Raw genomic sequence first — 14,470 nt, 5'->3', positions numbered from 1 at the left:
CGGTGCTCTGGCACCGCCTTTTTCGCGTTTCAATTTTCAGTAATTACAAAAATATTAAGGAACTGCGATGCCGTGCGATCAGGGAAAGCCCCGAAAAGTCATACCGATCACGCCTGAGCCTCACGAGGGCGGGCCTGAGTTGGTGCCGATGTTCGCTTCCGAGCAAAAAGTGTACTCACGCTCTATTAGCGGCGTGTTCTCACGGTGGCGCTGGGCCATGGTGTTTCTGACCCAGATCGTCTTCTACGGCCTGCCCTGGCTGCAGTGGGGCGAGCGCCAGATGGTGTTGTTCGATCTGGGAGCCCGGCGCTTCTATCTGTTCGGACTGGTGCTGTATCCGCAGGACTTCATCTATCTGACGGGGCTGCTGATCATCAGCGCGCTGGGGCTGTTCCTGTTTACCGCCGTGGCCGGGCGTCTGTGGTGTGGCTTCTCCTGTCCGCAGACGGTCTACACCGAGATCTTCATGTGGATCGAAAGCAAGGTCGAAGGCGATCGCAGTGCCCGCATGCGTATCGACAAGAACGGCTGGACTTTGGAGAAGATCTGGAAAAAGTCGCTCAAGCAGTTTCTCTGGATCGTTCTGTCTCTCTGGACAGGCTTCACCTTTGTCGGCTACTTCGTGCCCATCCGTGAATTGGGTGTGGAGTTGATGGCCTTCCAGGGCAACTGGCAGATTTTCTGGGTGGCGTTCTACGGCTTCGCCACCTACGGCAATGCTGGCTATATGCGCGAGCAGGTCTGCAAGTACATGTGTCCCTATGCACGCTTTCAGAGTGCCATGTTCGACAAGGACACCATGATCGTCAGCTACGACGCCGAACGTGGCGAGGCTCGTGGTCCGCGCAAGAAGGACGTTGACTACAAGGCTCAGGGTCTGGGGGACTGCATAGATTGCAAGCTTTGCGTTCAGGTCTGCCCCGTGGGCATCGATATCCGCAAAGGGCTGCAGTACGAGTGCATTGGCTGCGGTCTGTGCATCGATGCCTGCAACTCCGTGATGGACAAGATGGAGTATCCGCGCGGCCTGATCCGGCTGACCACTCAGAATGCCGTGGCCAAGGCCTGGAAGCAGGTGCAGGTGATCCGCCGCATTTTCCGCCCCCGTGTGTTGATCTACTCGGCCGTGCTGGTGGCCCTGAGCGCCGCCATGATCGCCAGTCTGGTGCTGCGCGAGCCGCTCAAGGTCGACGTGATTCGCGACCGTGCTGCGCTTTCGCGCATCGTGGCGGGAGGCAAGCTGGAGAACGTCTACCGTCTGCAGATCATGAACGCCACCGAGTCCGAGCAGCACTACCGTATCAGCGCCGTGGGCCTGGAGAATCTGGAAGTCGCATCCGAGCAGGAAGTGACCGTTGGCCCTGCCGAGACGCGCGGCATTGCGGTGCGGCTGCAGATTCCGTATGGCTCCGCAGCTCCCGGCTCGCACCCCGTACACTTCAATGTGGATGCAGTGACTGCCGGAGCAGGGCGTATTTCCGAGAAGACGGTGTTCCTGGTGCCGCGTTGATGCCAGGTCTTGCCGGTCTTCGTGAGCCATCACGGAGGCCGGACAAGGACACTGCCAATCGGCAGCAATCTATGCCACCTTGCCATATGTGCCTGGGTGGCCAGAATTTTGGAAAGAGGTTTCATCATGTCGGCAGCACAAGCCAAGGTCTCGCAAACGGCCAAGATCATCCACCCCGAGGACGGCAAGCCGTGGTGGAAGTTTGCCCATGTCTGGCTCATCATCGCCGGCCCTGTGATCGTGGTGATTGCCGGCTTTGTCACCGCATACATCGCACTGAGCAGGCCCGATCCCGTGATTGACCCTGACTACTACCGCCATGGCATGGAAATCAACCAGCGCCTGAGCGAAAGTGAAAAAAGCATGGCCCCTGCAGTCACCGGCCGCAATCATGCGGCCACTCCAGCCAAGGATCATCCGCTGGATCGCTGAGCGCTCCGGCGCTTGCTCCGCCAAGGTCGCTTTTGCGGCCTTTTTTGTTCCCGATATCAAAATCAGAGCATGCTGCGCATGCTCTGTCTAACGTTGATGCAGCAATAAATGGTTTTTTGTTATTCGGATGGCGCAGGGTGCTACTGAAAAGAGAGTGATTCAGGGTTTCCCGCCACGGTGCATGCCCGCAGTCCTGCATGAATGGTCACCACTGTTGTGCAAAATATGACCAAGCCCACAGCCCAAGGAGAATCAGGATGGATGCTCGACGCTGGATGTGGATTGTCTGGCCGGCCTTTCTGGCGGCGGCAATCATGGAGATGGTGGTTTTTGCCTTTGTGGACCCGCTGGATGTGCACTGGCTGGGCTCCCCTCTGGACTGGTCGCGCCAGGCCATCTATACGGTCGCTTTTTTTGCCTTCTGGGTCGTGACCCTGATCGGAGGTGCGATGACGGTGATGCTGGGGCGCTCCGTCAGCGATCTCAATGGAGGCATTGTTTCCGAGCCTCTGCCCGAGTAATTCGCCCAGACAAAAAAGCCCGCTGTCCGCGGGCTTTGTCTTGAGTGCGTCTGCTGACTCGGTTCAGCTCTGGCATTGCTGGCTGTTGACGATGCGTTTGAGCGCCTCGGTATCCAGAATGCGCAGGTGGCGCTGCTTGACTTCGATGATGCCTTCCTCGGCGAACTTGGAGAAGGTGCGACTCACGGTTTCCAGCTTGAGGCCCAGATAGCTGCCGATTTCTTCTCGCGTCATGCGCAGCACCAACTCCGACTTCGAAAAGCCGCGTGCCGACAGGCGCTGGACCAGGTTCAGCACAAAGGCCGCCAGGCGTTCTTCGGCACGCATGCTGCCCAGCAGCAGCATCACGCCATGCTCGCGCACGATTTCGCGGCTCATGACCTTGTGCACGTGGTTCTGCAGGGCCGTGACCTCGCGCGAGAGCTGCTCCAGTTTGTCAAACGGCATGACACAGACCTCGGCGTCTTCCAGGGCCACGGCATCGCAAGTGTGGTGGTCGTTGACGATGCCGTCCAGACCAATGATTTCGCCCGCCATCTGAAAGCCTGTGACCTGATCGCGTCCGTCTTCGGTGGCCACGCTGGTCTTGAAGAAGCCGGTTCGAATGGCATACAGGGAAGTGAACTCTTCGCCATTGCGAAACAGCAGCCCGCCGCGCTTGATTTTGCGGCGCGTGGCCACAATCTCGTCAATGCGCTCCATTTGTTCATCGTCCAGGCCCATGGGCATGCACAGTTCACGCAGATTGCAGTTGGAGCAGGATGCTTTGATGGTCTGAAGATTCATGGGCTTTTTGCAACCGCGCAGACAGGCACAGAGTGGAGAGTCGCGCTGGTCATTGACCTCGTGGTTGAAGATGAGATGGATCAAATTGTCGCAGCACTTGCCTTGAAGTCTCTTGATTTTCATCAAGGACAGGGTGATTGCCTTGGGGCACATTGCCTATATTCGTTCAAAAACATGCGCTTTTGCCTATTTTGGGCATGATTTTCAGGATCTGATTTCCATTGAAATATGCTCCATACAGTGTGTGGGCGCACCCTAACTCCCAGTTATGACCGCAGTCACGCCTGAGTTGCTGAGCCGCTTTGATATCCCCGGCCCACGCTACACATCGTTCCCAACAGCCGACCGTTTTGTTGAGGCTTTTGGTGCAGACGACTACATACTGGCACTAAAGCAGCGCAAGACGCATTCCGGCTCGCGCGCTTTGCCCCTGTCCGTTTATGTGCATGTGCCGTTCTGTGAGTCGCTTTGCTATTACTGCGCCTGCAACAAGATCGTGACCAAGCATCATGAAAAGGCTGCCGAGTATCTGGACTACCTGAGTCGAGAGCTGGCCATGCATACCGAGCATTGCGGCAAAGGCCAGCTCGTAAGCCAGCTGCATCTGGGTGGAGGCACACCGACCTTCTTCAGCGATGCCGAGTTGCAGCAACTGATGGTCTTGATGCGTGAGCATTTCAAGCTGGATCCGGCGGGCGAGTACTCCATCGAGGTCGATCCGCGCACTGTCAGCAACGAGCGGCTGAGAGCTCTCAAGGACATGGGGTTCAATCGACTGAGCTTTGGCGTGCAGGACTTTGATCCCGCGGTGCAGAAAGCGGTGCACCGCGAGCAGCCCGCCGAGCAAGTCTTTGCGTTGGTGGCCGAGGCGCGCCGCCTGGGCTTTGTCTCCATCAATGTGGACCTGATCTACGGGCTGCCCAGACAGACGCCCGAGTCTTTTGCGCGCACGCTGGCACAGGTCAATGAGCTGCGCCCCGATCGCATTGCGCTGTATGCCTATGCGCATCTGCCCGAGCGTTTCAAACCGCAAAGGCGTATCGAATCGGCAGACCTGCCCATGGGACAGGACAAGCTGAACATGCTCTCCGGCGCAATCGATGCGTTCATGAATGGCGGCTATGTCTATGTAGGCATGGACCACTTTGCACTGCCTGACGACTCTCTGGCCATTGCCAAGCGTCAGGGGCGCTTGCATCGCAACTTTCAGGGCTACAGCACCCAGCCTGATTGCGATCTGATTGCACTGGGCGTATCGGCTATCGGCAAGGTGGGCGCGACCTACAGTCAGAACGTCAAGACTCTTGAAGAGTATTACGACGCCGTCGATGGTGGCGTGCTGCCCGTGCAGCGCGGATTGGCGCTTTCGCGTGACGATCTGGTACGCAGAGCCGTCATCATGTCCATCATGTGCCAGGGCTCCGTCCTGTATGAACCCATGGAGCAGGCCTGGCTCATCAATTTCCGCGAGTACTTCGCTGCGGAGCTTGATGCGCTGGCGGAGATGCAGCGCAACGGCTTGGTCGAACTGTCCGTCGAGGGCTTCAAGGTCACCGGCCTGGGCTGGTTTTTTGTGCGCGGAGTAGCCATGCTGTTTGACCGATATTTGCAGGCCGACCGGAACCGCGCCCGCTTTTCACGCATCATCTAGCGCATGTTGTTTTCGCTGGTCTGGACTGCTTTGATCATGGGGCTCGTGGGTGGGCCCCATTGTCTTGTGATGTGCGCTGCCCCCTGCAGTGTGGTCACAGCAGCGAAGCCCATCGGTGGCGGGCAGCCCATTGCCGTGCACGGCCTGCAGAAACGCCAGTGGCTGCGTACTAGCCTGTTTCATCTGGGCCGCATCGCTGCCTATGCCCTGCTGGGCGGGATTGCGGCCGTGGCCATGGAAAGTCTGGCCTGGCTGACCAGTCAGACAACGGCATTGCAGAGACTTTGGACGCTGATGCATGTGGCGGTAATGGCCTGGGGACTGGCCATGGTGGTGCAGGCGCGGCAACCAGCCTGGCTGGAGCGGGCGGGGCGTTCCGTCTGGGCCAGGGTTCAGCCCTTGGTCACTGCGCCGGGCGGCAGTCTGGCCGCCGGCTTTGCCTGGGCACTGATGCCTTGTGGTTTGCTGTATTCGGCGGTATTGGTGGCAGCCTTGAGTGGCGGTGCCTGGCAAGGTGCTTTGTCCATGGCAGCCTTTGCAGTCGGCGGCGCAGTGTGGCTGCTGGCGGGACCCTGGCTGTGGCAATTGGGGCAGTCACATGTCAATGCATTGCGGGCCAGGTGGGGCACTAGAGTCGCAGGTCTGATGCTGATTGGTGTTGCGAGTTGGGCTTTGTGGATGGACCTGGTCTACAAACCCAGCCTTTGGTGCCGATAAGTCACACAAGAGGGGCTTGTTGATGCTGTTTGCATCCCAACAGACCCTAGTCATGGTTGAGCAGTCATGGAACTGCGGAATAATGTCTTATCTTGTGTGTAGCGCTCAAAGTGAATCGTTTCGTTGCTATTGATATCGGACAACTGCGTATCGGCATGTATGTCCATCTGGAGACTGGCTGGTTGCGCCATCCATTTCCCGTCAGCAGCTTCAAGATTGTCAATGACGAGCAGTTGCAGACACTAAGGACTCTGAAGCTCAAGGCAGTTCAGGTCGATCTCTCAAGAAGTGATCTGGAAGAGGCGGCAGCGTCTGTGGCTGCAGACCCTCAACCCGCTCCTTGCCCCCCCGAGAACGATGCGCATGCATGGCGCAACAGTATTTTGGGCCTGCAATCCAGGTTTCTGGGCGCGGTTTCCGTATTTGATGACGTGCAGGCCTTGTTGCCAGTCAACCCCGAGAAGGCTCGAACAACGACGGATATGCTGGTTGCGCAGCAAGTCGTCAAACTGGCACAGGCTCGTGATCTGAGTTTGCATCTGCTCGCGGATACGGGGGGCGCCACCTTTGGCGTTCATGGTGTCAATGTCTCCGTACTGAGTCTGTTGCTGGGCAAGACGCTGGGCCTGCGCAATGACGTATTGCAGGATCTGGGCACGGCGGCGCTGTTGCATGACATGGGCAAGCCGGGGCTGGAGATTTCCGCATCGGCCAACGCACTGAATCAAGGCACGGGCCGCACGCCTCTGCGAGAGACCGTGTATGCACGTCATGTCGGAGAGTCAGTGGCATTGGCTCTATCCATGGGCTATCCTCCTTCCGTCACGACGGCCATCGCCCAGCATCATGAATGGGCCGATGGGTCAGGCTTTCCACTCGGCTTGCTGGCCGCAGATATGGACATTGCCGGACAGATCCTGGCGCTGGTCAATAATTTTGAGCGCTTGTGCAATCTGCCACTGCAAGGCAACGAAATGACGCCTCATGAAGCCATGGCTGCACTTTACGGGCAGTATCGCCAGCGATATGCGCCCGATGTGCTCAAGGCATTCGTGCAGACCTTGGGGGTCTATCCGCCGGGCTCTTTGGTGGAGCTAAGCGATGGGCGGATGGGCGTGGTGGTGTCCGTCAACACCAGCCAGTCGCTCAAGCCGCAGGTGCTGACCTATGACATTCAGGCGCCGCAGAAACTGCGGTTCGTAGATTTGCTTGAATATGTGGGTTTGGGTATTCGCCGAGGGTTGACGCGAAATCAGCTTTCTCGAAATGCGTTAGAAGCTTTACAGCCGCAAAGGCGTCTTTGCTACTTTTTTGATAGTTCTGCAGCACCTGCTGCCGAGAAAGACCTCGCGTGACTTTGCAGCAGAGTTTTTTGATTGACCCTCTGCTTGCCTCCATGCTCGATGGTTTGCAGGAGGCGGTCTGGCTGCTGGATGCGCAGACGTTGCGTGTCGTGCATGCCAATGCAGCCAGTATGCAACTCACAGGCTACACGCCCGAGCAGGCGCAGGAGCAGTATGTGGATGTGCTGTGCGCCTCTCTGGTGCAAAAAGCGTTCTGGCAGGATGCCTCAAACTGGGTGGGTGGTGCGAAATTTCTCACGGAAATTTGTACAGCCAATGGTTCATTGACAGCTGTGGAGATGGGGGTGGGCTCCGTCGCCCTGAACCCACGCTGGTTGATGCTCACCATGCTCGACCGCAGCGAGCAGTTGCGGCACGAGAGCGAACTGGACATGCTGCTTGCTGAGTTGCGGGCGACGCTTGAGTCCGCTGCAGACGGCATGCTGGTCTGTGATCTGCGCGGCGGCATTCGTGCATTCAACCACCGTTTCGCGGAGCTGTGGCAACTACCCGAACCACTGCTCGTGCAGCGAGATGATGCGGCCATCTTTACCCACCTGGAAGCGCAGACCATCAGCAGCGAGAGTCAGTTCACTCTTTTGCAGGATGCGCAGGACCTGTCAGCTCCTGAAACCTCGGAGGTACTGCAACTGCTCAATGGCAGGGTTCTGGAGCGCCGCTCCGTGCCTCAGCTCAGTCGCGGTGTGGCAATAGGACGTATCTACTCGTATCGAGACATCACGGTGGAATCCAGCTCGGCGACCGAGCTGCGTCTGGCTGCAAGAGTGTTCGAGTCCAGCCTGGACGGTATCTTCATTGCCGATGCCAATGGTGTCATCGTTCAGGTCAACCCGGCTGGCGGGCAGTTGCTGCATGGCAAGGCGGTGCTGGGGCTCGCTGCCTGGACTCTGTTCGAGTCCGAGGGGGGGGCTGTGTCCGACCTGCTGGAGCTGGCCGCTGCGCGCTGGGATGTGGGCAGCTTCTGGGAGGGTAATCTTTGGCTCAAGCAGAGTGAAGGTCAGCGCTGCGCGGTCTGGCTGTCCTGGGTGGCATTGCGTGACGGCTATGGGCGTCTAGTGCAAAGCATTGGCTTTATGCGCGACATGACCATGCAGCGCAGTGCACAAAAGCAGATTGAGCAGCTGGCTTACAGTGATGCGTTGACAGGGCTGCCCAATCGCCTGAGTTTGAGCCGTCACGTGCAAGCCGCCATCACTGCTGCGCGCTTCACACAGCAGCCTTTCAGCATTCTGTTTCTGGATCTGGACCGTTTCAAGATCATCAACGATTCACTGGGCCATGACTTCGGCGACCGGGTGCTCAAGCTGGTTGCTCAGCGGCTGAGCGGACTGCTGCGCCCTGCCGATGTGCTGTGCCGTCAGGGCGGAGATGAATTTGTTCTCTATCTGCATGATTGCACGGGGGAAGGGGCTTCGGCCGTGGCCGCCCGTATCCTGGACGAAATGCGCCAGCCCTTCATGCTTGACGGTCTGGGCTTTTCCGTTCAGTGCAGCATTGGGGCTGCGCAATTTCCGGCAGATGGTTTGACGCTGGACGAGCTGATTCGCCAGGCCGATATCGCCATGTATCGCGTCAAGGAGCGTGGACGCGGCAATTTCAGCTTCTATCAGCCGCAAATGAGTGCGGGTCTGCTCTCGCGCATGAAGCTGGAGCATGCCATGCGCCAGGCGCTTGACAAGGGGCATATGGCCGTGCACTTTCAGCCACAGGTACATATCCGTTCGGGTCGCATCGTGGCGGCAGAGGCTTTGCTTCGATGGACGGACCCCGAACTGGGGGTGATCTCTCCTGCAGCCTTCATTCCCTTGGCGGAGGAGTCCGGCTATGTGGTTGCGCTGGATGCCTGGGTGCTGGAGCAATCAGTACAAGAGGCGGCGCGCTGGCTGGCCATGGACATGCCCGTCAAGGTATCGGTGAATGTCTCCGCGCTGGAGTTCAGGCAGCCGGACTTTGTGGATCGCCTCAAATCTGTGCTGGAAGCCAGCGGCTTGCCGGCACAGTGGCTGGAGCTGGAGTTGACCGAGAGCATTTTGCTGCAGGAGGCGCAGGAAATGGCTTTGCGTGTCCACCAGATCGCAGAACTGGGTGTGGGTCTGGTCATTGACGACTTCGGTACCGGCTATTCGAGCTTGGCTTATTTGAAAAAACTGCCGATCTCCAAGATCAAGATCGACCAGAGTTTTGTTCGCGGCCTGCCGCACGATGCGGGAGACAAGGCCATTGTGGGCGCCATCATCAGCATGGGGCAGGCATTGGGCGTGGAGCTTGTGGCAGAAGGTGTGGAAACACAGGAGCAATGCCAGGCAATTGAGCAGTTACAAGGCGACTACTTTCAGGGCTATCTGTGCTCGCCAGCCTTGCCTGCGGAGCAATTCCGAAAGCGTTTGGAGCAGAGCGCATCCGAGCAGGAGCCGAGGGTTCAGCCGTATTCGCCGGATGACGATGCCAGCGGTATTCATATTGCAGGTCTGCAATAGTCGGGGGACATGCTTTTTTGCTAGGTTTCCTATCGTCTGATTTGACGATGCGCAGTTTCTGAGGATTCAGCAAAATCAAGGCATTTCTTGGGCCGACTTCCGGGTGCGTGCATCAATGAAGAACGCGCGCAGAGTTGAGTAACTGTGCAGTATTTGATGGGCCGGATTTTTTGAGACAGCAAATGCCCAAAAGCGATTACGCATCTTTTGATTTCTACAACTATCGCTCGGATGCTCTTCAGGCCATCGCCGGCTTTCCCGTTCCTAACGCTGTGGAGCCTGAGGCAGCTTCTTCGCCGGAGCAGGCATCGGTCATCGGTGCCGAAGCCCTGAGTCAACTGATTACTGCGCTGTACGAGTCAGCCATGGACCCGCAGAACTGGAAGGTATTTCTGGAGCTGCTGCGCTCAAGCGCCAATGGCAACTACGCCTCGCTCGTGGTGCGAGACCCTCATGGTGAGAATGTGGGCTGGGTAATTTCAGCAACGGGCGGTCGCTCCGAAGTCATTCCTTACGACCCTTATGCGCAATGGAGTCCGTTTCTCGGTATCGTCAAGGACAAGGTGCTCACCCTGCTGGATGTGATGACGGAGGCCGAATGGCATTCCTGTCGCTACTACACCGACTGGTGCAAGGGGGTGGACATCGAGCACATTCTGGCCGTGGATGTCATGACCGATAACGGCTGCTCCTATGGTTGGCGCATCACGCGGCCAGCGGCGGCGGGAGCATTCGATTCAGCACATCTGGACATGGTGCGCATGTTGGTGCCGCACCTCAAGCGGGTGTTGAACATGCAGCTGAATCTGCATCGCGACCGGCAGGTCATCTCGCTATACGGGCGTGCCACCGCGCAGCTGATGATGGGCGTGGTCATTCTCGATCAGACGGGGAAAATGATCGAGGCCAACCCGGCGGCCACCACCATTTTGAACGTGGGTGATGGAATACGGGTCAACAACGGTGCGCTCGAGGCGGTCTATGCCAATGACAATCGCCGGCTGCAGCGTCTGATCCGTGATGCCTTGCTTTCGCCCAAGCTGGAGAGCGTCTCCATGACTGAGGGCATGTCCATCACTCGCCAGTCCGGTCAACTCAACTGGGGTGTGGTGGTGCAGAGCATCTCTCCCGACGAATGGACCGAAGGCAAGCAGCGTCCCAGCGTAGCGGTTTTTCTGCGCGATACGACGGGCAAGGCAGAGCCGCCCGTCAAGCTCACACAACAGCTTTTCCATCTGACTCCTGCAGAGACAGCAGTGGCCACGCATCTGAGCAACGGCATGTCTTTGGAGGAGGCGGCCGAGGCGTTGGGTATCAAACCCAATACCGCCCGTGCCCATTTGCGCTCCATCTTCTCCAAGACCGGTGTTCGTCGTCAGACCGAACTGGTGAGACTCTTTCTCAACAGCGTGGCCTGGCTGGGCAATCATTGATTCCAGCTCGGGAAACAGGCAAAAAGGTCCTCATTCACCGGCTGGGCCCATGCCTTGGAGGTCGGCACTATCACGGCGGAGACGCAGCCTGCAAGGTTGAAACCAGCTTTGAATGCGAAGGCAAGCACTCCACCGACGTCTGGAGCTGTCGAATGCCGATCGCAGTCTTTCAGTGGGCCGCCTGGTACGCTTGCTGCAGAGGCGAGAGCATCGAGCACTGTCGGCTGAGTTGCCCGCACAGGCTGCATGCAGGGGAACAGGGTGGCAGTTGTTTGCAATGCTTTGCGGCATGCTCGGGGATCTCGCTTTCTATTTCTGCACCCCGAATGAGAAAAGCACGCGAAGGGCCGGGGTGTTTGTGGGCAGTGGCTGCAGGGCGGTGCTCGTCTCTGGCCTTCTTGAAAGCTGGAAGGGATGGATGCGCGGAAGCTGCCGCAGCACCTACCAGATTGAGTGGTGATCACAGGGCGCCAGAAAGTAAAATTTAAATAGTTGAGAGCTATGGGTAAACTGCTTCTGATTAATTGAGTGAGGCATGTATGGATCGAATGGATGCCAGTGCAACGTATGAAATGAGCCCGCGCAGGGTCGTGTTTGAGTACAGGACCAACGGTGAGGCTCGATCGGCAGCTATCAGTGGCGATGCGCTTGAGCGCCTGACGAGAGCCAAGGAACTTGCTGGAGCGGGGCAGAATCTGGCGGCATACAGAGCCCATTGGCAAGCAATTCATGGGCTGGCTGCGACAAAGCACGATCAAGGTCAGGGGCCTGTCGTCATTCGCGTCGGTGATATTCACGCTCGATAGAGTGATGTGGGTCCTGTGCCAGCACTCCCTGTGCTCATGAAGGAATCGGACGGCGGCCTTTCTTGCTTCCTGAATCTGAACGTCAAGCCACTCGGCCTTGACGGTCCGCTCTGTACGTTACGAAGCGGCTGTAAAGGGTATGGGATTTGCTTAATGGTGCAGTGCGCATCGCGCTCCAGGAAGTTAAAAGCTCGCTCGGTGGCGAGCCTGTTTGCCGGTTGAAGTGGCTTGTCAGGGCTCACTCATGTGGCTCACGTTTGGAGTGCAGTTAATTCATGTCGGACGTCTTGGCGTTGGCAGATGGCCGCCGTCGACGTAGATGTTCTGACCGGTGATCCACTCGCCTTGATCGCTGCACAGGAATGTGACCAAGTGGGCGATGTCTTCGCCGGTACCTGCCCGACCCAGAGAGATGTAGCCGGCGATCATGTCGTCCCACACTTTGCCGCGAGGCACATCATCCAGGCGACTTGTTTCCACGATGCCTGGAGCCACGACATTCACGCGGATCTTCTTGGGGCCAAGCTCTCGCGCCATGATGGTGCTCAGACCATTGATGGCCACCTTGGTGGTGGCGTAGGCCCCGGTGTCGGGTGCCAGCAGCTGCGCTGCCAGCGATGAAATATTGATGATGGCGCCGCCGTCTCCCTGTTCCCCCATTTGTTTTGCGAACGCACGAGACATATAGAAGGTTCCGTTCAGGTTGACATTCATCACCCGATGCCATGTATCGATGGATAGCTCCGTCACCGGGATGCGGTCGTCGCCGCGGGTTGCGCCCGCGTTGTTGATCAGAAAATCCACACGCCCCAATTCTGCAATCGTGCGTGCAAGCAGTGCGTCGATGGACTCTGGGTTGCTGACGTCGGAAACCACAGGCAGGGCGCGGCGCCCGAGCTGGCGGATTTCATCTGCCACCGATTCGATATCGCGCCAATGCGCCTCGCGCTCATCTTCCGGATAGGTTTCGGGGGCGCGGCCCGTGCCCGTCAAGACAACATCACAACCCGCCTGCGCCAATGCCAGTGCAATGGGCCGACCGATGCTGCGCATCCGGCCAGCACCAGTGACTACGGCCACTTTGCCTTCAAAACCAGTCAACGTATACGACATGCCACTTCCTTACGATAGGGTCCCGGAACATTCAGACGAATCAAGATTCTTCGGTCTGGCTTGAGGCTCATGCACTCCAATCTGCGCATCAGGGACGATGCATCCGTTGAAGATCGAGCAACTCATCAGCCGGATTCTTGGAGTGGCGCCGCTGAGGAAAATCGTCTGATGAGACTAGGGATACGCGCCCATTGATGCATTCCTGCTTGCTTGTCAGTCAGGAGGCGCGCGCTGGTTGCAAGTGGGTGAGGTCGGTACTCCTTTTGCGCTAGAGCAGCGCCAGCCTGGACGCAGGGTGGAGCGACTGGCAGCATGGGCTGAAGCAGCGCGCTCTCCAGAAAGAAAAAACCCGCTCAGTGCGGGTTTGGATCGGGGCCGATCAAGCGCGGCGAAGTGCTCAGATGCCTTGAAATTTGAATGGCGGCGACGCTTTGAATTGTTTGGTTGCATCCCCGGAATAGGTGTGATTCTGGTCCGGTCCCAGATCGATCTTCATTACCTTGCCTTTTTCCTTGCTGAAGTCCAGTGCCTTCAGGTCCACCCAGAATGTGTTGGGTGTCAGTGCCGACTCAAAGAAATACAGCTTGCGCTCGTGATCAAACACGGTGCGCCAGCGGGTGGAGGAGATATTGGGCTCTTCCGGGGTATTGAGGCCGTACGGCACGGAGGCATTGCGGATCACGCTGAAGACGCTGGCCAGTGCCTTGTTCGGGCTTTGATCCTTGGGTATGGCGTTGACGTAGAACGAAGCGCGGGCGAAGCGGTCTGCAGCACGGTTGGTACCGGGCAGCATGGTGGTGCCCCCAATCTGCTTCCAATAGGTATTGAGCGCCAGTTGCTGGTCGAAGGTCGGCGAGTTTGTCATGACCTGGTATTGGCGACCATGATGAATGACTTGCTTGCCGCCGATGTACTCCACGATCGCGCTATCACCGCTGGCATCGGAGATGGAGAGGTGCACGGTGGTCAGCCGATTTTCTCCCGGCATGGTGTCGGATACCAGGGTGAATGGTTCTTCGCTCAGGGCGGCCACAGCCTGCTGCACGGTCGCAAAGTTGTCCAGCACATATTGAGCCCAGGCAGCGATTGACAGACCCGGCTTGCTATTGGCGCCGAAGGAGGGATATTGAGACTCGACGAGCCACAGAAGGTTGGCATTCAGGCCGGCCTCGTTGACGCCGTCGGTGGTGGAAATGTCATAGCCCGAGGTGATGACGCTGCCGTACTTGGATGTCCAGCGCGCGGTGTTGGGGCCGGTTTCGCCGGTGCGCTGCATGCCTCGCGGCAGGACCCAGAGGTTGCTGACGATGTCACTTTTCCAGTCCATGGATCGTGCAGTGATCACGTGGCCGTTGGCGCCCTGAAATACCAGTCGTGTGCATGCCCAGGAACTGGACACCGCCGCAAGACCTGAAACTCCCAGCACAAAAGCAGCCACATGAGGGCGGATACATGGCATGTTCATCTTCATTAGTGCCTCCACGGTTAAAAAATGTGAATGGTGCCAAGCATGCCACATGCATCGGTAGTGAGATATTGATCAAGCTCCAGCGGCATGGATGCCAGGCTGTAGACATTCAAGCGCCCTCAGTACCCGCTCTTGCAAGAAGCCCAGCAAGGCAGTGGTGATTTGCGAACGTCAGGTGCATGCGCTCTTCCA

At 57.9% G+C, this 14,470-nt stretch carries 11 protein-coding genes; 8 read left to right on the top strand and 3 right to left on the bottom strand.

Going from position 1 to position 14,470, the window contains the following annotated elements; genetic code table 11:
* Positions 1-67: 67 nt before the first annotated feature.
* From ccoG to CTATCC11996_RS21490, 3 genes are all read left to right on the top strand, one after another.
* Entirely contained in the window at positions 68-1,510 is a 1,443-nt protein-coding gene (gene ccoG / locus CTATCC11996_RS21500) for a cytochrome c oxidase accessory protein CcoG (RefSeq protein WP_034349985.1), read from the top strand.
* 126 nt (positions 1,511-1,636) lie between these two features.
* Positions 1,637-1,942, top strand: a complete 306-nt coding sequence (locus CTATCC11996_RS21495; protein WP_003080438.1) for a FixH family protein — start codon at positions 1,637-1,639, stop codon at positions 1,940-1,942.
* A gap of 257 nt (positions 1,943-2,199) precedes the next feature.
* On the top strand, positions 2,200-2,463 hold the full coding sequence (locus tag CTATCC11996_RS21490) for a hypothetical protein (RefSeq protein ID WP_003080436.1): 264 nt from the start codon (positions 2,200-2,202) through the stop codon (positions 2,461-2,463).
* 63 nt (positions 2,464-2,526) lie between these two features.
* Here the strand turns inward: CTATCC11996_RS21490 and fnr are convergent, their stop codons facing one another.
* Entirely contained in the window at positions 2,527-3,249 is a 723-nt protein-coding gene (fnr, locus tag CTATCC11996_RS21485; protein WP_034350040.1) for a fumarate/nitrate reduction transcriptional regulator Fnr, read from the bottom strand.
* Positions 3,250-3,517: 268 nt separating this feature from the next.
* On the opposite strand from fnr, the gene hemN reads away from it, so the two are divergent.
* The 5 genes from hemN to CTATCC11996_RS21460 all read left to right on the top strand — a co-directional run bounded on the left by hemN (position 3,518) and on the right by CTATCC11996_RS21460 (position 10,891).
* The gene (gene hemN, locus CTATCC11996_RS21480) at positions 3,518-4,900 is read left to right on the top strand and encodes an oxygen-independent coproporphyrinogen III oxidase (RefSeq protein WP_003080434.1); all 1,383 of its coding nucleotides are present in this window, start codon (positions 3,518-3,520) and stop codon (positions 4,898-4,900) included.
* A gap of 3 nt (positions 4,901-4,903) precedes the next feature.
* Positions 4,904-5,617 carry a sulfite exporter TauE/SafE family protein gene (locus CTATCC11996_RS21475; RefSeq protein ID WP_003080433.1) on the top strand — a complete coding sequence of 238 codons (714 nt, stop codon included), beginning with the start codon at positions 4,904-4,906 and terminating at the stop codon, positions 5,615-5,617.
* A gap of 110 nt (positions 5,618-5,727) precedes the next feature.
* Entirely contained in the window at positions 5,728-6,972 is a 1,245-nt protein-coding gene (locus CTATCC11996_RS21470; RefSeq protein WP_233506265.1) for an HD-GYP domain-containing protein, read from the top strand.
* Between the two features lie 41 nt (positions 6,973-7,013).
* Positions 7,014-9,458 (top strand): sensor domain-containing protein, encoded by a 2,445-nt coding sequence (locus tag CTATCC11996_RS21465; RefSeq protein WP_042437916.1) that lies wholly within the window; start codon positions 7,014-7,016, stop codon positions 9,456-9,458.
* Positions 9,459-9,640: 182 nt separating this feature from the next.
* Complete coding sequence (locus tag CTATCC11996_RS21460; RefSeq protein ID WP_003080430.1) at positions 9,641-10,891, top strand: helix-turn-helix transcriptional regulator; 1,251 nt, start codon at positions 9,641-9,643, stop codon at positions 10,889-10,891.
* A 1,079-nt stretch (positions 10,892-11,970) separates the two neighbouring features.
* Here CTATCC11996_RS21460 and CTATCC11996_RS21445 read toward each other — a convergent pair.
* Positions 11,971-12,810, bottom strand: coding sequence for an SDR family NAD(P)-dependent oxidoreductase (locus CTATCC11996_RS21445; RefSeq protein ID WP_003080426.1), 840 nt, complete (start codon positions 12,808-12,810; stop codon positions 11,971-11,973).
* A 397-nt stretch (positions 12,811-13,207) separates the two neighbouring features.
* The gene (locus CTATCC11996_RS21440) at positions 13,208-14,281 is read right to left on the bottom strand and encodes a linear amide C-N hydrolase (RefSeq protein ID WP_003080424.1); all 1,074 of its coding nucleotides are present in this window, start codon (positions 14,279-14,281) and stop codon (positions 13,208-13,210) included.
* Positions 14,282-14,470 lie beyond the last annotated feature (189 nt).

The sequence above is a fragment of the Comamonas testosteroni ATCC 11996 genome (assembly GCF_000241525.1).
GTDB lineage: Bacteria > Pseudomonadota > Gammaproteobacteria > Burkholderiales > Burkholderiaceae_C > Comamonas > Comamonas testosteroni.
This window is presented reverse-complemented; position numbering and strand designations above follow the sequence as displayed.